This window comes from Eggerthella guodeyinii (assembly GCF_009834925.2).
Lineage (GTDB): Bacteria > Actinomycetota > Coriobacteriia > Coriobacteriales > Eggerthellaceae > Eggerthella > Eggerthella guodeyinii.
The window spans coordinates 2,844,523-2,867,556 of the sequence record NZ_CP063310.1; the positions used below are offsets into that span (position 1 = coordinate 2,844,523).

Below are 23,034 nucleotides of genomic sequence, written 5' to 3' on the forward strand. Positions count from 1 at the left end.
TTCGATCATGCCCGCTTCACCCCGCATCGCCTCTTCCGCCGACGTCGCCCGCCGCTTGCAGCCGGTCGTCGTGGGCGGCGACATCCTGGCCTACAGCTACGTGCGCGAGCTGCACCGCGCCTATCGAATAGAGCGCACCATCGTGCTGGCCACGCAGGATATCAAGATGCTGTCGTCGAGCCGTTTCACCGACTACCGCCTGGAACCGCTCATCCACGACCCGGAAGGCCTCTACGACGCGCTCGAGCGCACAGCCGCCCAGGTGCGCGCCGACGACCCCGACCGCGTGCTGCTCGTGCTCGGCTGCGACGACTGCCACGCGCGCATGCTCTCGTCGGGGAAGCAGCGCCTCGAAGCGGCCGGGTACACGGTCCCCTACATCGACTTCGACCTGCTCGACGACATCACGCAGAAGCGCCGCTTCTACGAGCTGTGCGAGCAGCTGGACATCCCCTTCCCGCGCACATGGTACTTCGATTGCGGCCCGGACGGCCCCGAGAACCTGCCCGTGCAGGACTTCCCCTACCCGCTCATCGCGAAGCCGTCGAACTCCGCGCAGTTCCAAGACGCCACCATCGCCCGCAAGCGCAAGATCTACGAGATCGACAGCGCCGAGGAGCTGGCGCAGGTGTGGCGCGACATCCACGCGTCGGACTACGACAACGAGCTGGTGCTGCAGGACTTCATCCCCGGCGGCGACGACGCCATCCGCACGCTCACGACGTTCTCGGACGCCTCGGGCGACGTGCGCGTGGTGTCGGGCGGCGTGGTGTGCCTGCAGGATCACGACCCCACCGCGCTGGGCAACCCGCTGTGCATCATGGGCGAGCGCGAGGAGGAGATCATCGCGTGCGCCAAGCGCTTCCTCAAGGAGGTGGGCTACCGCGGCTTCGCGAACTTCGACATCAAGCTGGACGAGCGCGACGGGGCGTTCCGCTTCTTCGAGGTGAACACGCGCTGCGGCCGCAACACGTACTACCTGAGCCTGGGCGGCGTGAACTTCGTCGAGCTCATCGTGCGCGAGTTCCTGCTGGGCGAGGCCATCGACTACCGCGAAGCGTACGATCCGTTCGTGTACAGCTGCGTGCCGCGCTACGTGCTCGACCGCAGCATGGAGAACCGCGCCCGTTTGCAGCAGGCTCTCGACACGCTGCGCCGCACCCCCGAGCCCTACCCGCTGCACTACGCGCCCGACTCGCTCGTCCACAACTTCTGGGCGAAGGCCATGCACGTGAACCAGATCCCCAAGTTCAAGCGCTTCTACTGGGACACCGACGGCAAGCAGCTGAAGTAACGCGCAAGGCAACGCAGGCGCGGGAAGGAAGGAGCCGGGTGAAGGCTTGGGAATGGGCGGTCTGGCTGGCGCTGTGCATCGCGCCGTTCGCCGTGGCGGCGGCGCTCGGGTCGCTGCCCGATACCATAGCGATGCACGTCGGCATCGACGGCACGATCGACCGTTACGGCTCCAAGTACGACCTGCTGCCCATAGCAGGCCTCCTCGCCCTTCCCAACCTCGCCTTGGCGCTCGTCTCCTGGAAGGCGGAGGCGCTCTTCGCCAGGGGGCTCGTTCACGGCATCGACAGCCCCCGCAACCTCCGAACCCTCTTCCTGGTGCTCGGCATGATCGAAACCGTCATCTACGTCGGCATCGTGCTCTCGTTCGGCCGCGGCGCGCTCTCGGGCTGACGCCTTACACCGGCCGCCGATGCCCCTCTTCGGTGGTGAGCACCACGGGGCCGTCCTCGGTGATGGCCACCGTCTTCTCGAAGTGCGCCGACGGCTGGCCGTCGCGCGTGCACACGAGCCACCCGTCGGACATCTGGCGCGTCTTGTACGTGCCCAGGTTGATCATCGGCTCGATGGCCAGCACCATGCCCGCTTCCAGCTTCACGCCGGTGTGCTTGCGACCGAAGTTCGGCACGTTGGGATCCTCGTGCATGTCGCGGCCGATGCCGTGTCCCACGTACTCGCGCACCACGCCGTAGCCGGCGGCTTCGGCGATACTCTGCACGGCGTGGCCGATGTCGCCCAGGCGGTTGCCCGGACGGGCGGCGTCGAGACCGGCCCACATGCACTGCTCGGTCACCTCGAGCAGGCGCTTCTTCTCGGGCGAGACCTTCCCCACCGCGTACGTCCAGGCGTTGTCGCCCACCCACCCGTCCACGATGGCGCCGGTGTCGATGGAGATGATGTCGCCCTCGCGCAGCACCACGCCGCGCGAGGGGATGCCGTGGACGATCTGCTCGTTCACCGACGCGCAGATGGAGCCGGGGAACCCGCCGTAGCCCTTGAACGCGGGGATGCCGCCCTCCGCGCGGATGAGCGCCTCGGCCAGCTCGTCCAGCTCGAGCGTGGACACGCCGGGCCGCACCTGCGCCCCCACCTCGCGCAGCACCTTGGCCGACACGCGACCCGCTTCCTTCATGGCCTCGATCTCGGCCGGAGACTTCCTGATGATCATTCGCGTTCGCACCTTGCCTTATACGCTTTCGTTTGCCGCCGCCCAGTATAGCACTGCCCCATCGGCTTCCGCGGCCGTTACAGCCCCTTCACGCCCCCGAAACGCCCGCAGGGCGGCCGGAAAGCCGCACGGGTGACCCTTGCTAGCATGGAGCGGCACGGATCGCCAACCGACGAACAGGAGGCTCTATGAACCCGTTTGACTTGAAACCGTCCAAGCCCCTCGAGGACATGATGCTCGACTGGAAGGACCTCTCGCCCCGCCCCTACAAGAAGCTCAACACCGATCCCTACACGAAGGCCCGGATCATCCTCATGAACGGCATCGAGGTGGAAGCCGTGATGTTCGGCCACAACTTCAACCGCAATTGCGAGGACAACGACCTGCGCCGCGAGCTCGCGCTGCTGCGCCGCATCGAAGCCGGCCAGCAGAAGCACGTGAACTGGCTGTCGCCCTCCGACGAGACGCCGCTCGAGACGACCATCGGCTACGAGCAGCTGGCCGTGGACCTCACGGCATGGCTCGCCATGCACGAGCCCGACGCGTATGCGAAGTCGTGCATGGACTTCGCTCTGCTCGAGGACTTCGACCACCTGTACCGCTACGCGAACCTGCTCAAGATGGACGAGGATCTGCCGGCGCACAAGCTCGTGCGCGACACCATCGAGATCACGCCCGGCCGCCCCACCATCGCGCACCATCGCCATCCGTTCGACTCGGTGCGCGCGCCGCGCAACGCCAAGACGGCCGACATCCGCACGACGCTCGGCGCGCTCATCCTCACCGCCGGCGAGCAGCAGACCATGAACTTCTACATGAACCTGGGCAACACGCAGCCCGAGGGGGTCGCGCGCGACCTCTACCTGGAAATCGGCATGGTGGAGGAAGAGCACGTCACGCACTACAGCGCGCTGCTCGACCCGTCGGCCACCTGGCTGCAGAACCTGCTGCTGCGCGAGTACATGGAAACGTATCTGTACTACTCGTTCTACGAGACCGAGGTCGACCCGTACGTGAAGAAGATCTGGGAGCGCCACTTCGAGCAGGAGGTCGCGCACCTGCACAAGGCCGCCGAGCTTCTGTACCGGCACGAGGACGAGGAATGGCAGGCGCTCATCCCCGACGGCGAGTTCCCCGAGCTGCTCGACCTCCATCCCACGAAGGACTACGTGCGCGAAGTGCTCGACGAGCAGGTGACGCTCACCGCGCAGGGCGAGGAGTTCGTCGAGGTCGACGACCTGCCGAGCGACTACCGCTTCTTCGGATGGAACGACCGCGTGAACGGACGGGTGCAGGACGTGCCCAGCCACCGCATCGTCCGCGAGGAGCAGAAGCAGCACGGCGAGGACTACCGCATGGAGGACGGGCAAAGCCCCGTGCGCGCGCTGCGCAACCGCAAGGAGGACAACACGAAGCTCGGCCGCGTGCAGAACGCCGAGCACGACTCCAAGCGCGCCCCCGCGCGCGAGAAGCTGGAGGAGCGCGAAGCGGTGCTGGCGTAAGCGGCCCGCCCCTTCCCTTCCCGGCTCGTCCCAGCTCGTCCCGCAACGAAAAGCGCCCGCGGAATCACTCCGCGGGCGCTTCGCCGTCCCCTTCCGACCCCGGTTGGCCGGGTTGCTTGCCGCCCGGCTCCTTGAGGCGCCCTGCGTCTTTGAGCGCCCGGCGCAGGATGAACTCCACCTGGGCGTTCACGCTGCGCAGATCGTCGGCGGCCCACCGTTCGATGCCGGCCCACACGTCCGAGTCGATGCGCAAGGGATACTGTTTTCGCTTCGCCATAGCTTGCCACCGCGCCTGCGGCCCGGGCAGCAATGCGCCCGAGCCGCGGCGTTCCTTCCTACTGGTACAGCGTACCCGTGTTCAGCACGGGCTGTGCGTCGGATTCGCCGCACAGCACCACCATGAGGTTCGACACCATGGCGGCCTTGCGCTCGTCGTCCAAGTCTACCACGTTCTTCGCCGACAGCTCGGCCAGGGCCATGTCCACCATGCTCACCGCGCCCTGCACGATCTTCTCGCGCGCGGCGATGACGGCCTCGGCCTGCTGGCGGCGGAGCATCGCCTGGGCGATCTCCGGCGCGTACGCCAGGTGCGTGAGACGCGCGTCGTCGATGATCACGCCGGCCTTCTCGAGCCGCACGGCCAGCTCCTCCTTGAGCGCCTCGGACACCTCTTCGATGTTGCTGCGCAGCGTGATCTCGCCCTCGGGCTCGCCGGGCATCTGGTCGTAGGCGTACGTCGTGGCCACGTGGCGCAGCGCCGTCTCGCTCTGCGTGTGCACGTAGGTGTTGTAGTCGTCCACGTCGAACAGCGCCTTCGCCGTGTTCTCGATGCGCCACACGATGACGTCGGCGATCTCGATGGGGTTGCCGCACTTGTCGTTCACCTTGAGGTGCTCGCCGTTGTAGGTGCGGGCGCGCAGCGAGACCTTCGTCGACTTCCCCACGGGCTTGCCCGTCTGCGGGTCGACGGTGGCCCCGGCGTTGCGCGAGTAGAACGGGTTGGCCCAGTGGAAGCCCTCGTCGCGCACGGTGCCCTTGTAGTCGCCGAACAGGATGAGCACGCGCGCCTGGTTCGGCTGGATGGTGAAGAAGCCCATCAGCATCAGGAGCGGCGCCACGCACACCGCGACGATGCCCACCACCAGCAGCACGACGCCGAGCGTCTGCGTCCCCGTCGTGATGGGCGCTTCGTCGGGCGGCAGCATGGTCGCTCCCACCACGATCAGCGCGATGCAAAGGGCGGTGACGACGAGCATGAGCGCCAGCATCGGCCAGCCGCTCCTCGCGTGGACGGTCTTCTCGACGGACATGATGTTCCCTTTCTCTCTCAGGCTCTGCGCCCCATGCGCTCGCCCGTTCCTCCTCCGAAAGGAGGTGATACGAATATGATATCACTTTGAGATCGTAAACGGAAGCCGCACTGCCGTGTTTGCAGCATCGTAAGGCCAGAATGTTTCACGTGAAACATTTGTTCGCCCATCAGGCAAAAGAAAAGGAGCCTTGCGGCTCCTTTTCCCAGCGTTTGCGATTGCGCTTATTCAGCGGCGGCATCCGTGTAGCCACGAACCACGGACGGGTCGACCGACACGCCGGGGCTCATCGTGGAGGACACCGTGATGGACTTCACGTACTTGCCCTTCGCGGCAGACGGCTTCATGCGGAGGATCTCGTCGTACACCGCGCCGTAGTTCTCGGCGAGCTGCTCGGCGGTGAAGCTCACCTTGCCGAGGATGACATGCGCGATGCCGTAGCGGTCGGCACGGTACTCCACGCGGCCGCCCTTGAGCTCGTTGATGGCCTTCGCCACGTCGTTGGTGACGGTGCCCAGCTTCGGGTTCGGCATGAGACCGCGGGGGCCGAGGATCTTGCCCAGGCGGCCGACCTTGCCCATCTGGTCGGGGGTGGCGACGGCGGCGTCGAAGTTGAACTCGCCGGCCTGGATCTGCTGGGTCAGCTCGTCGGTGCCGACGATGTCGGCGCCCGCCTCTTCGGCGGCGCGAGCGGCTTCGCCCTCGGCGAACACGGCCACGCGGACGGTCTTGCCCGAGCCGTTCGGCAGGCTCACGGTGCCGCGGAGCTGCTGGTCGGCCTGGCGGGTGTCGATGCCCAGGCGGAAGTCCGCCTCGACCGTCTCGTCGAACTTCGCGAACGCGACGTCCTTCACGAGGGCGAGCGCCTCGAGGGGAGCGCGGGTGCCTTCGCCGATCTTCTCGACCGCGGCACGGTAGTTCTTGGACTGCTTCGTCATGATGCTTCCTTTCGTGGTGCGTAGCGAGCGCTCTCAGCGCTCTTCCACTGCTATCTCATCGAACAACGGCCGCCGTGACGGCGGCCGGTCATTCCGTATCGAACGGCTGGAGAGCTAGTCCTCCAGCGTCTTGCCCTGGAGCATGGCGGCAACCTTCTTGGAAGGCACGTACTTGATCTTCAGGTCGCGACCCTCGATGCGCACGCCCATGCTGCGAGCCGTGCCGGCGATGATCTCCATGGCGGCCTCGATGGTGTTGGCATTGAGGTCCGGCATCTTGATCTCGGCGATCTCGCGGAGCTGATCCTCCGTGAGCGTGCCGGCAACCTGCATGTGCGGGATGCCCGCGCCGCTCTTGATGCCCAGCTTCTCCTTGATGAGGATGGCCGCCGGCGGGGTCTTGCACACGAACGTGAACGACTTGTCCTCGTACACCGTGATCTCGACCGGGATGATGGTGCCGGACTGGTCCTGCGTCTGGGCGTTGAACGCCTGGCAGAACTGCATGATGTTGACGCCCTGGGCGCCGAGGGCCGGGCCGACCGGAGGAGCCGGGTTCGCGGCACCCGCGGGGATTTGCAGCTTGATAAAGCCGGTTTGTTTCTTTTCAGCCATGAGAGCTTCCTTTCAGCTGATCACAATCGCAAAAACGCATTATTTCAAAATCTATCAACAAAGCGGCAGGGTCGAATGAGAAGCCCCGGTCCACGCGGGCACGCGACGCCGCTTGTGTTCGCACCTTTAAATCTTGGCCACCTGATCGAACGAGAGCTCGACCGGCGTCTCGCGGCCGAAGATGGAGACCATGACCTTCACCTTGCCGGCGTCGGGCGACACCTCGGACACCACGCCGTCGAACTCGGCGAGCGGACCCGAGACCACCTTCACCGACTGCCCGACTTCCAGGCTCGACGAAGTCTTCTTCGGAGCCTCGCGGCTCGTGCGCTTCATGATCTTGTTGTACTCGTCGCGCGTGAGCGGCGCGGGGTTGCCGTCGGCACCCACGAACCCGGTCACGCCCGGGGTGTTGCGAACCGCAGCCCAGCTGCGGTCGTCGAGCTCCATGCGGACGAGCACGTAGCCCGGGAACACCTTCTTCTCGCTCTCGACGCGACGGCCGCCCTCTTTGATCTCGGTGACCATCTCCGTCGGAATCTCGATGCCGAAGACGTTGTTCTCAAGGCCCATCGTCTCGATGCGCGTCTCGAGGTTCTTCTTGACCTTGTTCTCGTATCCTGAATACGTGTGCAGGACGTACCACTTCTTCGCCATGCGCCTAGACCCCCAAACCGGAAATAGCAATCAGCAACGGCGTGATGACGACGTTGTCGAGCACGGCGACGTATGCGCCGAAGAACACGAGCGCAACCACCACGACGACGCTCCAACGCAGGACGTCCTGCTTGGTCGGCCACGTGACGCGCTTGAGCTCCGTGCGCACGTCTTTCAAGAACCCGAAACGCCGCTTCTTAGCGGGCTTCTTCTCGGGAGCCTTCTCGACCTTCTTCTCCACGGCTTTGACGGGGGCCTTCGCCTGCTTGCCGCTTTCCGCAGCCGCGTCGCTCTTGTCGGCCTTCTTGAAAAACCGCTTCTTAGGCGCCTCGGTCGCAGCAGCATCGGCCTCGGCGTTCTTGTTCGCCTCGGCAGCGACCTCGGCCTCAAGCGCCTGCTCCTTGCGGGCTGCGCGTGCGGCAGATGCCTTCGCTCGCTGTGTCTTTGATTTCTTCGCCATGTGATTCCTTAACCGGGGATTCGTATCCGTGTAAACGCCAAACAAGCAGCCTGATCACAAGCTGCTCATCCAAGCAACCTGATGCAAGCTGCTCATATACTCGAGCTGGCAGGCCAGGAGGGACTCGAACCCCCAACATGCGGTTTTGGAGACCGCCGCTCTACCAATTGGAGCTACTGGCCTATGCTCGTGCAAACCTCTGATACGCTATCGGGTTTCTTTGTGCACCGTGTGGCACTGGCACCACTTGCAGTACTTCTTCAACTCGATACGATCAGGATTGTTCTGCTTGTTCTTCTTGGTCGTGTAGTTACGGCGCTTGCACTCCGTGCACGCCAAAGTGACCAACGTACGCATGAATTCTCCTTTATGCCTCAACTGAAACGAGCTTGGATCTCATACACATGAATTCTCATGAGCGGGGCCCGCTTGGAGCGGGCCCCGCCTGATTGCGATGAAGCGGTGTTACTTGATGATCTTCGTAACACGACCGGAGCCGACCGTGCGGCCACCCTCGCGGATAGCGAAGCGCAGGCCCTCTTCCATGGCGATCGGGTGAATGAGCTCGCCCTTGATCTCCACGTTGTCGCCCGGCATGACCATCTCGACGCCCTCGGGAAGGTGGGCAACGCCCGTCACGTCCGTCGTGCGGAAGTAGAACTGCGGACGGTAGCCGTCGAAGAACGGCGTGTGGCGGCCGCCCTCTTCCTTCGTCAGGATGTAAACCTGGCCCTCGAACTCGGTGTGCGGGGTCACGCTACCGGGCTTGCAGAGAACCTGGCCGCGAACGATGTCCTCGCGCTTGACGCCGCGGAGCAGGCAGCCGATGTTGTCGCCGGCCTGAGCCTCGTCGAGCAGCTTGCGGAACATTTCGATGCCGGTGCAGACCGTGTTGGCGGTCTCCTTGATGCCGATGATCTCCAGCGGGTCGTTGACGTGCAGCGTACCGCGCTCCACACGACCGGTGGCAACGGTGCCGCGGCCGGTGATGGTCATCGTGTCCTCGACAGCCATCAGGAACGGCTTGTCGACCATGCGCTCCGGCGTCGGGATGTAGGAGTCGACGGCGTCCATGAGCTCCCAGACCTTTTCCTGCCACTCTTTGTCGCCCTCGAGGGCCTTCAGAGCGGAACCGCGGATGATCGGGGTGTCGTCGCCGGGGAACTCGTAAGAGTCGAGCAGCTCGCGAACTTCCATCTCGACGAGCTCGAGGAGCTCTTCGTCGTCGACCATGTCGCACTTGTTCAGGAAGACCACGATGTAGGGAACGCCGACCTGACGGGCGAGCAGGATGTGCTCGCGGGTCTGGGCCATCGGGCCGTCGGTGGCGGCGATAACGAGGATGGCGCCGTCCATCTGAGCAGCACCCGTGATCATGTTCTTGACGTAGTCAGCGTGACCGGGGCAGTCAACGTGGGCGTAGTGGCGAGCATCCGTCTCGTACTCGATGTGAGCGATGGAGATCGTGATGCCGCGCTCGCGCTCTTCGGGGGCCTTGTCGATGTTCTCGAACGCCGTGAAGTCAGCGTGGGCGGAACCATGCGAGCCGTCGTTCTCGGACAGCGTCTTGGAAATGGCGGCCGTCAGGGTCGTCTTGCCGTGGTCGACGTGGCCGATGGTGCCGATGTTAACATGCGGCTTGGAACGCTCGAACTTAGCCTTAGCCATGTTTCATCCTCCTTATAGGATATTTTCGCGAAACGAAAACAAAATAACGACGCGTCCGACAAAGCGGACGCGAAATAATACAATGGTAGCGGTGACTGGATTTGAACCAGTGACGCCACGGGTATGAACCGTGTGCTCTAACCAACTGAGCTACACCGCCAGGTAGCAAAAAATGGAGCCTGCGATCGGACTTGAACCGACGACCTCTTCCTTACCAAGGAAGTGCTCTACCGACTGAGCTACACAGGCGAAAAATGGTGGGCGCGCTAGGATTCGAACCTAGGTAGGCATAGCCAACGGGTTTACAGCCCGTCCCCTTTAGCCACTCGGGCACACGCCCATAATTCGCTGCTTAATTCATGTGTATTTATCAAGCTGCCTGCCGCGCTTTTCGGCGAACCCGAACGCGCGAGCAGGAGAATAATACGCTAGGAACACCAGCGTGTCAACTGTCTACACGCCCCCGGGTGTGTCTCCATCATTCCTCCTTTTCTCGACCTCCCCGCCCAGCGAATCGCCGAGGGGTGCGGCCGCGAACGCCGGAAAAGCGCCGCGAGGATCACACGCGGACGGGGTTCGCCGCGTCCAGGACGTCGCGCAGCGGGCGATACGCCTCCACCAGATCGTCGAGGCGCATGCGCGCGTTCGCCGGGCTGGTGGACGGAAGCCCCGTGTGCGCGACGCGGGGAAGCTGGGAAGCTCCGAAACGCTGGTAGAGCGCCGTCGCCTTCCCTCCCGTGGTGAACACGGCCTCGAGCGGCGCGACGGCGGCGATACGGGCCAGGTCGTTCGGAACCGGGTCGGCGATGCTCGCGTCCGAGGCGCCGACGATGGTGCACGAGGCCAGCACGTCCCACAGCGCGATGCCGTGCGCGTGGAGGAAGGCGGTACGTCCCTCGATGCCGAGCGGCTCGAGTTCGCCGAACAGCGCGCCCAGCACCTTCCAGAACCGGTTTTGCGGATGACCGTAGTAGAAGCCGACCTCGCGGGACTTCGGCGAGGGCATCGTGCCCAGGACGAGCACGCGCGAACGCTCCGTATACAGTGGTTCGAGCGGATGGACGATGCGCGCTGCTTCCACGGACGCCCCTCCCCTACGCCCGGCTGGGAAGCTCGAGCGACGCCTCGGCCAGCACGTGCCCGCGGACGGCGCGGCGGAACTCGTTGAGGAAGTAGCCCTCGGGAAGGTCGAGCGTGCGATCGAGCGCGTACAGCGTGAGCGTGTAGTCGTGCGTTTTGTCGGGCGGGTACGGCCCGGCGTAGCGATGGACGATGCGCGGGTCGGTGCAGCTGCCCGCCAACGGCGACCAATCGCTGTTCGAGCCCTGCACGCAGGCGAGCTCGCCCGATGCGCTGGCGTTCTCGGGGATGAGCGCGACATCGGGCGCGATGTCGCACGCGAGCCAATGTATCCAGCAGAAGCCGCCCACGGGAACGGCGTCGTAGTCGAGGAGCGTAAGCGCGAGGGACCGCGCTCCTTCGGGCACGTCGGCGATCTCGATGGGAAACGAGCGGATGGGATGGCCGTCCAGCTGGTGCGCCGCAGGGGCGTGCTTGCCGAAGCGGTCGGGCAGCAGCCCTTGCTCGAGTTCGACGGATATGCGCATGGTCGATCTCCTTTCGTGCGCGAGCCCAACGGTTCGTACCATACGATGACAAAGGGAGGGCCGAAGCCCTCCCTTTGTCATCGTATGGAACCTTAGAACTGCAGGCAGTTCGTGAACTGCGCCCACGACAGCGGATCGGTGTCGCGCACGTACGCGTTGAAGGTGGGGGCGTGCACATAGTGCGAGCCGCCCGAGCTCACCGCGATGCCGACGTGGCCGTAGCGCCACAGGACGTCGCCCGGTCGCGCCTCGGAAACCGAGCCGACGTAGCTCGCCGCCGAGTACTGCGCCTCGCTCTGGTGCGGCAGCGAGATGCCCACCTGGCGATACGCCCACGTGACCAGACCGGAGCAGTCGAACGAGTCGGGACCCTCGGCACCCCAGATGTAGGGGCAGCCGATGCGGCTCATGGCGTAGCCCACGACCGAGTCGTAGGAGCCGACCGGACGGCTCGGGTACACGACGGACCCGCCGCCACCGCCGCCGGAGGTGCCGCCACCGCCGCCGCCGGAAGAGCCGCTGCCGCCACCGGAGTTGCCGGTGTTCGCCGCGGCCTCCGCCTGACGCTGGCGCTCGGCCTCGGCGGCAGCTTCCGCCGCCGCTGCGGCAGCCGCTGCGGCCTGCTCCTGCTGGAGGAGCTCCTGGGCCTCGGCGTCGAGGGAGCTGACCAGCTCGGTGGCCTGATCGACCTTGGCCTGGACCTCGCTCTGGATCTGCTTGGCTTCTTCGGCCTTGGCCGAGGCGATCTGCTCCTGGCGGGAGTACTCGTCCTTGGCGGTCTGAAGCTCTTCGCGCAGGGTCTTCGTCTGGTCGACCATGTCGGCGTCGTTCTCGTTCATCTTGTTGAGGAGATCCCAGTTCTGGGTGAACTCTTCGAACGAGGCGGCACCCAGGACGAAATCGACGAAGCTCGTAGATCCGTTGCGGTACATGTTGCGGGCACGCGTGCCCAGCTTGTCCTGCAAATCGCTGATCTGGCTGTTAGCGTCGTCGATTTTGGCCTGCTCGGCCTCCATCGCCGTCTGCGCGGCATCGCGCTCGTCGAGCGCGGCGTAATAGCTGATTTCGGCAGCCTCGAGATCGGTCTGCAAACCGATCAGCTGGTTGCGCACCGCATCGGCTTCGGCCTGCTTCTCAGCAGCGGTCTCGGCGAAGGCGGTCGTCGGAGCCATGACGGAGAGGGCACCGAGCGCAGCCGCGCCGGTGAGAAATGTTCGCCTGCTCAGTCCGATTGTATGCTCGCTCATGTATGAAATCCTCCTAGATTGAGCACGTAGTATGTATGGGCAAAAGCTGAACGCATAATACCACGTTCGCGCGGATGGTCAAAAAAGGTTGTGAACGCGTTTCATAACCCCAGTTCAAAGCCCCCACGTCGGGAAACGCCGCGGTGCCGAAGGCGTTTCCCGCCCGTAACGAATCCACAAACAAGCCCGCCATCAGGCACGATAGGATAAACAAGGAGGCCACCAGGTGTTGTGGTGACCTCCTCTAGATGTTGTAGAACCGTGGACGCGCCGTCTACTGCGCGCTTCTTTCGACGCCCGCTTCCCCCTCGTCCATGTAGTGATCGAACTCGCGCACGACCGCCTCGGACGGGGGCGCCGTGAGCAGCGACACCGCGACGATGGCGACGAGCGACAGGACGAACGCGGGCAGCAGCTCGTAGATGCCGAACACGCCGCCGAGGGGCTTGACGAGGTTGTGCCACACGAGCACGGCCGCCGTGCCGGTGAGCATGCCGGCCAGCGCGCCCTGCATGTTCGTGCGCCGCCAGTACAGCGTGCACAGCGTGAGGGGGCCGAACGAGGCGCCGAGGCCCGCCCAGGCGTAGGAAACCACCCCGAAGATGGACGAGTTCTCGTCGTAGGCCACGATGATGCCGAACAGGAACACCGCGACGAGCGTGAGGCGCGCCACGATCATGACCTGGCGATCGGTGGCGTCCTTCTTGATGACGCCGCGGAAGATGTTCTCGGCCACCGAGGAGCCGGCGATCAGCAGGTAGGACGACGACGAGCTCATCGACGCCGCGAAGATGCCCGACACCACGACGCCGCACATGAACGGCGGCAGGATCATCTGGGACAGCACGATGAACACGTTCTCGGCCTGCGCCTGCGTGGCGAAGTCGGTGGGGATGATGGCGCGCCCCACGAGCCCGATGCAGATGCCGCAGGCCAGCGACACGACGCACCACGTGACGGCGATGACGCGCGACTTCTTCACCTCGTCGGCCGAGCGGATGCCCATGAAGCGCACGAGCACCTGCGGCATGCCGAAGTAGCCGAGGCCCCAGGCCAGCATCGACGCGATGGTGATGAGCGGGTAGTCGGCCGCGTCGCCGAACAGCGGCGCCCCGCCCTCGACGAGCTGTCGCCCCGCGTCGTCCACGAGGGGCACCGCTATCTGGGTGCCGCTCAGGAAGCCGGGGATGTTCTGCAGGAACGCGACGGTGTTGTCGACGCCGCCCGCCCACGCGACCGACCCCACGAACACGGTGGCCAGCGCGAAGAACATGAGCACGCCCTGCACGAAGTCGGTGGTGACCACCGACAGGTAGCCGCCCACGAGCGTGTACAGGAACACGATGATGGCGCCGAGCACCATCATCGTGGCGTAATCGAGGCCGAACAGCGTGGCGAACAGCTTGCCGCACGTGACGAAGCAGCTGCCCACGTACACGCAGAAGAACACCATGATGATGAGCGCGGCCACGGTGGACACGATGTTCTTCCGGTCGTGGAAGCGCTTGCTGTAGAATTCCGGCAGCGTGATGGAATCGCCCGCCACCACGGAATACTTCCGCAAACGCTTCGCCACGAACTTCCAGTTGAGATACGTGCCGATGGCCAGCCCGATGGCGGTCCACATGGCGTCGGACGCGCCGGTGAAGTACGCCACGCCCGGCAGGCCCATGAGCAGCCAGCCCGACATGTCGGACGCCTCGGCCGACAGCGCCGTGAGCCACGGCCCCACCCCGCGCCCGCCGAGGAAGTACTCGGCCGTCGACGAGTTCGAGCGCTTCGCGTACACGAACCCGATGGTCAGCACCGCGACGAAGTACAAAAGCATCGCGAACACGACCAGAAAATCGTTGGAAACCACGGGTGCTCCTCCCCTCTCCTCTGTGCAAAATCTCCGTTAGAAACGAGGGGATTATACGACAACCGAGAGGGGCGAAGCGCGACTACTTGGAGCGGGGGCGAGCCATCATGCCCGCCCCCGCGTCTCATCCGTGTTTCATTTCTCGGCCTTTTCGGGATGGCCGTGGTCCTTCTGCCAACGGTCCCAGGTGGAATAGCAGATGGCGGCACGCTGATCCTGGTCGGGAAACCTGTCCTTCTCGTAGCGGGTGATATGCTCCATGCAGCGCGAGATGTACGTTTCCTTCTTCTCGTTGGCGCGCGGATCGGGTATGGGCATGAGCGCCTCCTTTCGTCGGGAACTCGCATCGTAGCGCGCGGCGAGCCCGGCGCGGCGGGGCGCGGCGGCAGCGTTGCGCGGCAGACACCGGGTCGTCGTTCGGCGAAAACGCTATCGACGGGCCATCCCCGTAACCTTATACTGGGGATCGTACACACGACCCACAATGGAAGGAAGCACGATGCCCACGTACGCGGAGATGGATCAGGCTCAGCTGGCGGCGCTCAGGGAGGAGCTCGAACGCGAATACGGCGAGATCAAGGCGCGGGGCCTGGCGCTCAACATGGCGCGCGGCAAGCCCGCCAAGGCGCAGCTCGACCTCAGCATGCCGCTGCTCGAAACCGTGACCACGATGGAGGACTGCGTGGCCGCCGACGGCACCGACTGCCGCAACTACGGCGTGGGATTCGGCCTTCCCGAGGCCAAGGAGTTCATGGCCTCCATGCTGGACGACGAGGCCGACAACGTCATCGTGTTCGGCAACGCCAGCCTCAACATCATGTACGACGCCGTGGCGCGCTGCTGGATGTTCGGCACGCTGGGCTCGACGCCGTGGAGCAAGCTGGACACGGTGAAGTGGATCTGCCCCGCTCCGGGCTACGACCGCCACTTCGGCGTGACCGAGGAGTTCGGCATCGAGATGATCCCCGTGCCGATGACCGACGAGGGCCCCGACATGGACGAGGTTGAGCGCATCGCCGCCTCCGACGCCTCCGTGAAGGGCATCTGGTGCGTGCCGAAATACTCGAACCCCGGCGGCGTGACGTACTCCGACGAGACGGTGCGCCGCCTGGCCGCCATGGAGTGCGCCGCCGACGACTTCCGCATCTTCTGGGACAACGCGTACTGCGTGCACCACCTGTTCGACGAGGCGGCCGAGCAGGACCAGCTGCTCGACATCGCCGCGGCCTGCCGCGAAGCGGGCACCGAGGACCGCTGCTTCAAGTTCGCCTCCACCTCGAAGGTGACGTTCCCGGGCGCGGGCATCTCCGCCCTGGCCGCGAGCCCGGCCAACGTCGCCGAGATCAAGAAGCGCGTGGGCGTGCAGACCATCGGCCACGACAAGCTGAACCAGCTGCGCCACGTGCGCTTCCTGCGCGACGCCGAGGGCCTGGCGGCGCACATGCGCAAGCACGCCGCCATCCTGCGCCCGAAGTTCGAGCTGGTGAACGCGAAGCTCGAGGAAGGCCTCGACGAGGTGGGCGGCTGCTCGTGGAGCAACCCGCGCGGCGGCTACTTCGTGTCGTTCGACGCGCCCGAGGGGTGCGCCAAGCGCATCGTGGGGCTGGCGAAGGAAGCGGGCGTCACGATGACGGGCGCCGGCGCCACCTACCCCTACAAGCAGGACCCGCACGACGCGAACATCCGCATCGCCCCCACGCTGCCGCCGCTCGAGGAGCTGGACGAGGCCATGGACGTGTTCACCGTCTGCGTGAAGCTGGCCTACGTGGAGAAGCTGCTCGGCTAGGCTGGAACGCGCGAGCAAGGAGCCGCCCTCGGGCGGCTCCTTTTGCGTTGTCAGGGCTGCACCGCCGCTTTGATGGCGGAGGCGTCGATCTTGCCGGTAGGCAGCTTCGGCAGCTCGTGGAAGAACACGATGCGGTCGGGCAGCTTGAACTTCGCGATGCGGCCCTCGGCCCAGCGGCGGAACGCCGTCGCGTCCATGGGCGTGCCGCGCTTGCACGTGAGGGCCACGACGATCTGCTGACCGAGCTCCGGATGCGGCAGCGGGAACGCCGCGGCCTCGAGCACGGCGGGATGCGCGCTGTAGAGGTGCTCGAGCTCGGCGGCGTACACGTTGAAGCCGCCGCGGATGATCATGCCGTCGATGCGCCCGAGGATGCGCACGTAGCCCTCGTCGTCGATGGCGGCCGCGTCGCCCGTGCGCAGCCAGCCCTGCGCGTACCTTTCGGCGGTGCGCTCGGGGTCGCGCCAGTAGCGGCGCATCATGCAGGGGCTGCGCACGACGAGCTCGCCCTCGCCGCGCTCGCTCAGCGCCCCGTCGTCCCCGAGCAGACGCACCTCCACGCCAGGGAACGGGCGGCCCACCGTGGACGCCGTACGCTCGAGATCGTCCTCGACAGTGGTGCACGTGACGGCCACGGCCTCGGTGGAGCCGTAGCCCACCACCACCCGGCACCGCAGCCGCTCCCACACGTCCTCGACCAGCTCGCGCGCCACGGTGGCCGAGCCCACGAGGCCCGTGCGCACGCTGGACAGGTCCACGGGATGCTTCTTGAGGTCGAGCAGCACGCGGCCGAACACCGTGGGCACGCCGTAGATCACCGACACCCGCTCGCGCTCGACGGTGCGCAGGAGGTCGTGGGGCTCGAATTTCTCCACGAGGACGGCCGTGGCGCCGAACATGACGGGCAGCACGATGCCCATGTTCACGCCGAACATGTGCGACAGCGGGATGGGCACGGCGAACACGTCGTCCGAGGTGCACTGCATGGCGCGGCCGTAGCTGCGCCATGAGAACAGCGAGCTTTCCTGCGACAGCACGACGCCCTTGGCCTGGCCGGTGGAGCCCGACGTGAACGCGATGACGAAGGGATCCTCGAGCGCGTCGACGGGCGCGGGCTCGCAGGGGCCGTCGCCGTCGGCCAGCAGGTTGTCGAAGGCCGTGCAGTCGGGCGCGTCGAAGCGCACGGTGACCACGCGGGCGCGGGGCGCGTGGGTGCGCGCCGCCTCGGCGAGGTCGGCGCGGGCGAGCACGACGAGCGCGGGATCGACGCGATCGAGCCTGAGCGCGAGGTCGGCCTCCTCCATCACCTCGTCGCAGAAGACGAGCACGGCTCCCAGCCGCGCGGCGGCGAAGAACACGACGGGCGCCTCGTGCCAGTTCGGCAGCATGACCGCCACGATGTTGCCCGTGCCGACGCCCGCCGCGCGCATGCCCCGCGCGCAGCGGTCCACGAGCGCGGCGAATTCGGCGTACGCGAGGCGCCGCTCGGCGTCGACGAACGCCAGGTGGTCGGGCCGGCGCCGCGCCCAGTAGGCGGGCGCCGTCTGCAGGTCGAGCCCCTCGAGGAAATGATCGCTTTCGCGCCACGCCATGAAGCCGCCCCTTCCTCGTCCGACCGCGCCGCGCCCGGCGCCTCCATGGATCGACCATACCGAACGGGCCCGAGGCGCGCCATCCGCAGATTGCGCGATGTGGGGAGCGGCCGATTCGCGCGCGAGCGCGAACGAGGGTCGCGAGCGAAGCGATGCGGCCCATGCGCCCGCAGGGCGCATGATGGGCGCGCAGGTGGGCGCAGCGAGTCAGCGAGGGCCGTTCGTCAGAACGGCGAGACGTACAGCCGCATGCCGTCGGGGAGGCGGACGAGGCCCTCCTCCCGCAGCAGGTCGGCTGCCGGGGTTGCCAGCACGGATCGGTCGTTGAACGTCTCCACGACCACCTTCTTGCGGGCACCCTCGGCACCGGCGCGCTTGAGCGCGCGCTTCTCGTGCGCCACGAGCGCGCGCACGGCGTCGGCGAGCGCCTCGCCGTCGTGCGTGAACGACAGCAGCGAGCGCAGCCCCGGCGCAGCGTACAGGACCGGCTCGCCCCCGCGCACGACGACGAGGCCGCCCGCGCGCCGCGTCGGGCGCGCGGGGCGTTCCGCCTGCGGTTCGGCATCGTCGCCGGCGACCGGCGGCCAGGGGATGCCCGCCCCGAACAGGCTGGCGGGATCGTCGGCGGCGAGCACCACCGTCTCGCGGCGCGCAGCCTCCTCGTCGCTCGCCTCGTACGTGCGCAGCACGTCGACGGTTTGGCGCGCGGCGAACTGCGCGGGGCCAAGACCCTGCACGAACGCGCCGCGCAGCAGGTCGCCCGTGTCCTCCATCTGGCGCAGCACGGGGAACAGCGCGCCCAAGCCGCCGGGCACGCCGGACAGCTGCACCACGTCGCGCGAGAGCACGCCGTAGCGGTCGAGCATCGACTCGACGAGCGCGATGGCCCGCACCGTGTCGTTCTCGGACGACGGCATCGTGAGCGACCAGCGTCCCGTGAGCGCGGCGCCCACGGCGGCCTGGGCCGACGCGATGCCTCGCATCGTCGACGGGTCGGCAGGGCGCAGGCCCGACCGGCGGCTGCTCACGCGGCGCTTCGGCGCGCTGCGCGGCTTGGGCCCCGCGCCGCCCGCAGCGTCGAGGGCGGCGCGCACGGGGGCGAACGTGTCGTTCGTCACGCGGCCGTCCCACATGAGCTCGCGCATGGTCACGGCCACGGCGGCCTCGTCGACGAACTCGGGCGCGAGCCGGCGCCGCACCGCGTCGACGATCTGGCGGAAGAACAGCCCGCCGCCGAATCCGAGCGCGTCAACCACCGCCCCCTCGACGGTCGGAGGCGCGATCGACGAGTCCGCATCCGGAGCGTCGGAGGGCGCATCGGCCAGATCGGGCTGCACGGGCGCGAACGGCGAGTCGGTGGGATAGAAGGCGACGAGCCCCGCCCCTTCGCGCTCCCGTCCGCTGCGGCCGCGGCGCTCGGACGGAGGCCCCGCCGGGGCGCCCTCGTCGTCGCCCTCGCGGCGCGATCCCGCCCACACGACGTCGCCCGAGGCCAGCAGCTCGTCGAGCATGCCCGGGCGCCAATCGCGCACGCGGCTGGGGAACACGTGCCCCTCCCACGCGCCGGCGGGCAGGAACACGCCTTCGAACTGGGCGATCACCTGGGCAACGCCGTCGACTCCCTCGTACCCCTCCTCGCCGAGCGGGCCGACGCCCTGGCAGTCGAGCAGGAAGCGCAGGTACGCGCCCTGGCTCACGGCCTGCACGGCGCGGCGCGCTTCCGCCAACGACAGCGAGCGCAGACGCCGGAACACGCCCGCCTCGACCCACGCGAGCGCGCGCCCGTCGTCGTCTTCGCCGAACCGGCCCTGCATGAGGCGGCCGGCCGACGCGAGGCGCGCGAGGCCGTCCTGCGCGACGGCGACGCCGAGGCCGAAGCGCGCGGCCGCGGCCTCGGCGGAGAACGGGCCGTGCGTGCGCGCGTAGCGTGCGAGCAGCTCGTCGAGGGGATGGCGCGCGCTCCCCTCCTCTTCGGCCCCCGCGACCGCCACCGCTTCCTCCCACGGCGGGATTGCCGTTCCCAGCGCGTCGCGCAGGCGCGCGGCGTCGTCCGCCGCCGCCCAGCGTTCGACGCCGCCGACGACCGTCGGGAACGCGCGATGCGCGGCGTGCAGCTCCTCGAGCGCCGCGCGCGCGTCCTCCGAGGGCGCAGCCGCGGTCGCGGCCGCGCCCTCGGCTTCGATCCCATCCGTCGGTTCGAGCCGCTGCGCCACCTCCTCGACGGACAGCGGGCCCAGCACGCGCAAGAGGTCGGCCACGCCTTCGACGCCGCGCATGCGCCGGTCGGCGGCGAGGCGCTGCAAGCTGGCCTCCACGCCGGCGGTCACCTCCGCGTCGAGCACCTCGCCCAAGTCGGCGGAACCCAGCAGCTCGCCCAGCAGCGTGGGATCGAGCGACAGCAACGAGGCGCGCTGCTCGGCGTGCGGCAGGTCGCCCGCGTAGAGATGCTCGCCCACGTACCCGAACAGCAGGGGCGCGGCGAACGGCGACGGCACGGACGTCTGCGCCTCCACCACGCGCACCGACCCCGCCTGCACGCGCTCCATCAGCTCGTGCAGCGCCTGCATGTCGTAGACGTCCTGCAGGCACTCGCGCGCCGTCTCCGCGAGGATGGGGAACTCGTGCTCGCGCCGCGCGGCCTCCAGCAGCTGGCCGGCCTTGAGGCGCTGTTGCCACAGCGGGGCGCGCTTGCCCGGCGCGATGGGCGACATGAGCAGGGCGCGCGCAGCGCACTCGCGGAACCGCGCCGCGAACAGCGACGTGGAGTCCACGCGGTCGCGCACGATGCGGTCGAGCTCGTCGGGGTCGAACACGAACAGCTCCATCCCCGGCAGACGCGTCTCGGTCATGGGGATGCGCAGCACGATGCCGTCGTCGGCCGCCATGGCCTGCGCGTCGTAGCCGTACATCTGGGCGATGCGGTCGGACACCGCCATCGCCCACGGCTCGTGCACGCGGCGCCCGTACGGCGAGTGCAGCAGCACGCGCCAATCGCCCTGCTCGTCCTCGCAGCGCTCCACCACGAGCGTCTTGTCGTCGGGAATCGTGCCCGTGGCCGCGCGCTGCGAGCGGACGAGCTCCACGAGGTTGCGCTGCGCGTCGTCGTCGAGGCCGTCCGCGGCCAGGCGCTCGCGCACCGCGGAGGAGACGCCGAAGCCGCCGCCCTCGTCCGCCTCCGCGTCGTCGCCCTCGATGCCGCCGGCGATCGCGCGCAAAAACGCGCCGCGCATGCGCCCCGTCTCGGCGGGCCGCCCCACCCCTTCGCCGTGCCAGAACGGCAGGCGCGCCGAGCGCCCGGGGGCGGGCTCCACGATCACGCGGTCGCGCGTGATCTCGCCGATGCGCCACGAGCTGGTGCCGAGCGTGATGATGTCGCCCACGCGCGACTCGTACACCATCTCCTCGTCGAGCTCGCCCACGCGCCGCCGGCCCTCGTTGCCGTCGCCCTCGGGCAGCACCACCGAGAACATGCCGCGGTCGGGGATGGTGCCGGCCGACGTGACGGCCTGGCGCTGCGTGCCCGGGCGCGCTAACAACCGCCCATGCTCGCGATCCCACACGATGCGCGGCGAGAACTCGGCCAGGTCGGCCGTCGCGTAGCGGCCCGCCAGCATGTTGAGCACCGCGTCGAACGCCCGCCGCGGCAGCTCGGCGTAGGGCGCCGCACGGCGCACGGTGTCGTACCAGTCGTCCACCGCCAGCTCGTCCATGGCCACGGCGGCCACCGTCTGCTGCGCCAGCACGTCGAGTGCGTTCTTCACGTACGCCGTCTGCTCGATGCGGCCCTCGTACATACCCTCGGCCGCCACGGCCGCGTCGATGATCTCGGTGCGCGTGCGCGGGAAGATGGCTCCCGTCGAACGGCCGCCCACCTGGTGGTTCGCGCGGCCGATGCGCTGCAGGGCGCTGGCCACCGACGGCGGGGCGGCCACTTGCAGCACGAGGTCGATGGATCCCATGTCGATGCCCAGTTCCAGCGAAGACGTGGCCACCACGCACGGCAGCTCGCCCGCCTTCAGCTCGCGCTCCACCTGCAGCCGCTTCTCCTTCGACACCGAGCCGTGGTGCGCCTTCGCGACGATGGCCGGAGCGCCGCCGCTCAGCTCCGTCGTGGAGCCGAGATCCGAGCGGATAGGCGCGGCCGGAGCGTCCTCGTCCGCGCCGCGCGCGATGCCCATCCGCTTCGCGTACAGGTCGTTCAGCCGGGCGGTCAGCTTCTCGCACAGGCCGCGCGAGTTCACGAACACGATGGTGGTGCGGTGCGCCAGCACCTCGTCGAGGATCGTCGCCTCGATGTAGGGCCAGATGGACGACGTGCCCAGACGGCTGTCGGGGCTCGTCGTGCTCGCGGGCAGCGCGTGGTTAGCCATGGCGGCGCGCATCGCGCGGTCGGACTTCCAGGCGTCTTCCGCGGGCCCGCGGCGCGGCGCGCTTCCGCGGGCGCCTCCCCCGCGCTTCGCAGCATCGCCGCCGGTCAGGTCGCTTCCCCCGTACACCGGCACGGCCGTCATGTCGCGCACGGGCACCCGCACGCGCACGTCCATGTCGGGCCGACCCTCCGAGGCGACCACGCGTACGGGATGCGGGCCGCCCAAGAAGCGCGCGATCTCGTCGCGCGGGCGCACGGTGGCCGACAGCCCGATGCGCTGCGCCGGCCGCTCCAGCAGGTCGTCGAGACGCTCGAGGCTGAGGGCCAGATGCGCGCCGCGCTTGCTGCCCGCCAGCGCGTGCACCTCGTCGACGATGACCGTCTCCACCGTACGCAGCGTTTCACGCGCCTGCGAGGTGAGCATGAGGTAGAGCGACTCGGGCGTGGTGATGAGGATGTCGGGCGGGTTGCGCTGCAGGCTGCGGCGCGCCTCGGGCGTCGTGTCGCCCGTGCGCATGCCCGTGCGTACCTCGGGTACGGCGGCGCCGTCGGCCGCGAGCCGCGCCGCGATGCCCGCGAGCGGCGCCTGCAGATTGCGCTCCACATCCGCGCCGAGGGCCTTCAACGGCGAGATGTACAGCACCCGCACGCCCTTGCCCGGACGCTCCTTCTTCGGCAGCTGCGCGCTGCGCGCCTTCTCCCGCATGAGCTCGTCGATGGCGAACAGGAACGCCGCGAGCGTCTTGCCCGAGCCGGTGGGCGCGATGACCAGCGCGTTGTCGCCGCCCTCGATGACGTCCCAGGCCCGCTCCTGCAACGGCGTGGGAGCAGGGAAGGCGTCGAGGAACCAGCCGCGCACCTCGTCCGAGAATCGGTCGAGGGCATGAGGGGCGGAATCTCTTGCTTCGTCCATGGCGTGCGTCGGCTCCTTCGGAAACGGGGGCGGGACTCCATGGTAGCG

20 protein-coding genes and 4 tRNA genes are annotated in these 23,034 nt (G+C 67.6%); 4 read left to right on the plus strand and 20 right to left on the minus strand.

What is annotated here, in order from left to right; genetic code table 11:
- The first annotated feature begins 7 nt into the window (after window positions 1–7).
- Together GS424_RS12035 and GS424_RS12040 are read left to right on the plus strand one after the other, a co-directional pair.
- Complete coding sequence (locus GS424_RS12035) at window positions 8–1,294, plus strand: carboxylate--amine ligase (protein WP_160942782.1); 1,287 nt, start codon at window positions 8–10, stop codon at window positions 1,292–1,294.
- Window positions 1,295–1,332: 38 nt separating this feature from the next.
- Window positions 1,333–1,686, plus strand: coding sequence for a DUF1648 domain-containing protein (locus GS424_RS12040; RefSeq protein WP_160942781.1), 354 nt, complete (start codon window positions 1,333–1,335; stop codon window positions 1,684–1,686).
- 4 nt (window positions 1,687–1,690) lie between these two features.
- On the opposite strand, the gene map is transcribed toward GS424_RS12040, so the two are convergent.
- Entirely contained in the window at window positions 1,691–2,461 is a 771-nt protein-coding gene (gene map, locus GS424_RS12045) for a type I methionyl aminopeptidase (protein ID WP_154333833.1), read from the minus strand.
- A gap of 188 nt (window positions 2,462–2,649) precedes the next feature.
- Between map and GS424_RS12050 the strand changes: the two genes are divergently transcribed.
- A complete protein-coding gene (locus GS424_RS12050; RefSeq protein WP_160942780.1) occupies window positions 2,650–3,963 on the plus strand; it encodes a hypothetical protein in 1,314 nt (437 codons plus the stop codon).
- A gap of 64 nt (window positions 3,964–4,027) precedes the next feature.
- Here the strand turns inward: GS424_RS12050 and GS424_RS12055 are convergent, their stop codons facing one another.
- The 17 genes from GS424_RS12055 to GS424_RS12135 form a co-directional block, all read right to left on the minus strand.
- Entirely contained in the window at window positions 4,028–4,240 is a 213-nt protein-coding gene (locus GS424_RS12055) for a type II toxin-antitoxin system antitoxin (protein ID WP_160942779.1), read from the minus strand.
- 58 nt (window positions 4,241–4,298) lie between these two features.
- Entirely contained in the window at window positions 4,299–5,273 is a 975-nt protein-coding gene (locus tag GS424_RS12060; RefSeq protein ID WP_186939096.1) for an SPFH domain-containing protein, read from the minus strand.
- Between the two features lie 224 nt (window positions 5,274–5,497).
- Window positions 5,498–6,211, minus strand: a complete 714-nt coding sequence (rplA, locus tag GS424_RS12065; RefSeq protein WP_160942778.1) for a 50S ribosomal protein L1 — start codon at window positions 6,209–6,211, stop codon at window positions 5,498–5,500.
- 114 nt (window positions 6,212–6,325) lie between these two features.
- Window positions 6,326–6,826 (minus strand): 50S ribosomal protein L11, encoded by a 501-nt coding sequence (gene rplK, locus GS424_RS12070; RefSeq protein WP_160942777.1) that lies wholly within the window; start codon window positions 6,824–6,826, stop codon window positions 6,326–6,328.
- A gap of 126 nt (window positions 6,827–6,952) precedes the next feature.
- The gene (nusG, locus tag GS424_RS12075; protein ID WP_009306289.1) at window positions 6,953–7,483 is read right to left on the minus strand and encodes a transcription termination/antitermination protein NusG; all 531 of its coding nucleotides are present in this window, start codon (window positions 7,481–7,483) and stop codon (window positions 6,953–6,955) included.
- A 4-nt stretch (window positions 7,484–7,487) separates the two neighbouring features.
- The gene (secE, locus tag GS424_RS12080) at window positions 7,488–7,943 is read right to left on the minus strand and encodes a preprotein translocase subunit SecE (protein ID WP_160942776.1); all 456 of its coding nucleotides are present in this window, start codon (window positions 7,941–7,943) and stop codon (window positions 7,488–7,490) included.
- Between the two features lie 106 nt (window positions 7,944–8,049).
- Window positions 8,050–8,126: transfer RNA gene (locus GS424_RS12085), tRNA-Trp, on the minus strand.
- Between the two features lie 24 nt (window positions 8,127–8,150).
- Window positions 8,151–8,300 (minus strand): 50S ribosomal protein L33, encoded by a 150-nt coding sequence (gene rpmG, locus GS424_RS12090; RefSeq protein ID WP_080803366.1) that lies wholly within the window; start codon window positions 8,298–8,300, stop codon window positions 8,151–8,153.
- 108 nt (window positions 8,301–8,408) lie between these two features.
- Entirely contained in the window at window positions 8,409–9,611 is a 1,203-nt protein-coding gene (tuf, locus tag GS424_RS12095; RefSeq protein ID WP_160942775.1) for an elongation factor Tu, read from the minus strand.
- Between the two features lie 83 nt (window positions 9,612–9,694).
- Window positions 9,695–9,771: transfer RNA gene (locus GS424_RS12100), tRNA-Met, on the minus strand.
- Between the two features lie 13 nt (window positions 9,772–9,784).
- Window positions 9,785–9,860 (minus strand) — tRNA-Thr (locus GS424_RS12105).
- Between the two features lie 6 nt (window positions 9,861–9,866).
- Window positions 9,867–9,951, minus strand: a tRNA-Tyr gene (locus GS424_RS12110).
- Window positions 9,952–10,170: 219 nt separating this feature from the next.
- Window positions 10,171–10,692 (minus strand): DNA-deoxyinosine glycosylase, encoded by a 522-nt coding sequence (locus GS424_RS12115; protein WP_160942774.1) that lies wholly within the window; start codon window positions 10,690–10,692, stop codon window positions 10,171–10,173.
- Between the two features lie 13 nt (window positions 10,693–10,705).
- On the minus strand, window positions 10,706–11,218 hold the full coding sequence (locus GS424_RS12120) for a YbhB/YbcL family Raf kinase inhibitor-like protein (RefSeq protein ID WP_160942773.1): 513 nt from the start codon (window positions 11,216–11,218) through the stop codon (window positions 10,706–10,708).
- Window positions 11,219–11,310: 92 nt separating this feature from the next.
- Entirely contained in the window at window positions 11,311–12,465 is a 1,155-nt protein-coding gene (locus GS424_RS12125; protein WP_160942772.1) for a C40 family peptidase, read from the minus strand.
- Between the two features lie 274 nt (window positions 12,466–12,739).
- The gene (locus tag GS424_RS12130; RefSeq protein WP_160942771.1) at window positions 12,740–14,326 is read right to left on the minus strand and encodes a sodium/proline symporter; all 1,587 of its coding nucleotides are present in this window, start codon (window positions 14,324–14,326) and stop codon (window positions 12,740–12,742) included.
- Window positions 14,327–14,461: 135 nt separating this feature from the next.
- A complete protein-coding gene (locus GS424_RS12135; RefSeq protein ID WP_160942770.1) occupies window positions 14,462–14,644 on the minus strand; it encodes a hypothetical protein in 183 nt (60 codons plus the stop codon).
- A 181-nt stretch (window positions 14,645–14,825) separates the two neighbouring features.
- Here GS424_RS12135 and GS424_RS12140 point away from each other — a divergent pair, with 181 nt between their 5' ends.
- On the plus strand, window positions 14,826–16,112 hold the full coding sequence (locus tag GS424_RS12140) for an aspartate aminotransferase type Ic (RefSeq protein ID WP_160942769.1): 1,287 nt from the start codon (window positions 14,826–14,828) through the stop codon (window positions 16,110–16,112).
- Between the two features lie 50 nt (window positions 16,113–16,162).
- Here the strand turns inward: GS424_RS12140 and GS424_RS12145 are convergent, their stop codons facing one another.
- Together GS424_RS12145 and GS424_RS12150 are read right to left on the minus strand one after the other, a co-directional pair.
- A complete protein-coding gene (locus tag GS424_RS12145; RefSeq protein ID WP_160942768.1) occupies window positions 16,163–17,704 on the minus strand; it encodes a class I adenylate-forming enzyme family protein in 1,542 nt (513 codons plus the stop codon).
- Window positions 17,705–17,928: 224 nt separating this feature from the next.
- A complete protein-coding gene (locus GS424_RS12150; RefSeq protein WP_160942767.1) occupies window positions 17,929–22,986 on the minus strand; it encodes a DEAD/DEAH box helicase in 5,058 nt (1,685 codons plus the stop codon).
- Between the last annotated feature and the right edge of the window lie 48 nt (window positions 22,987–23,034).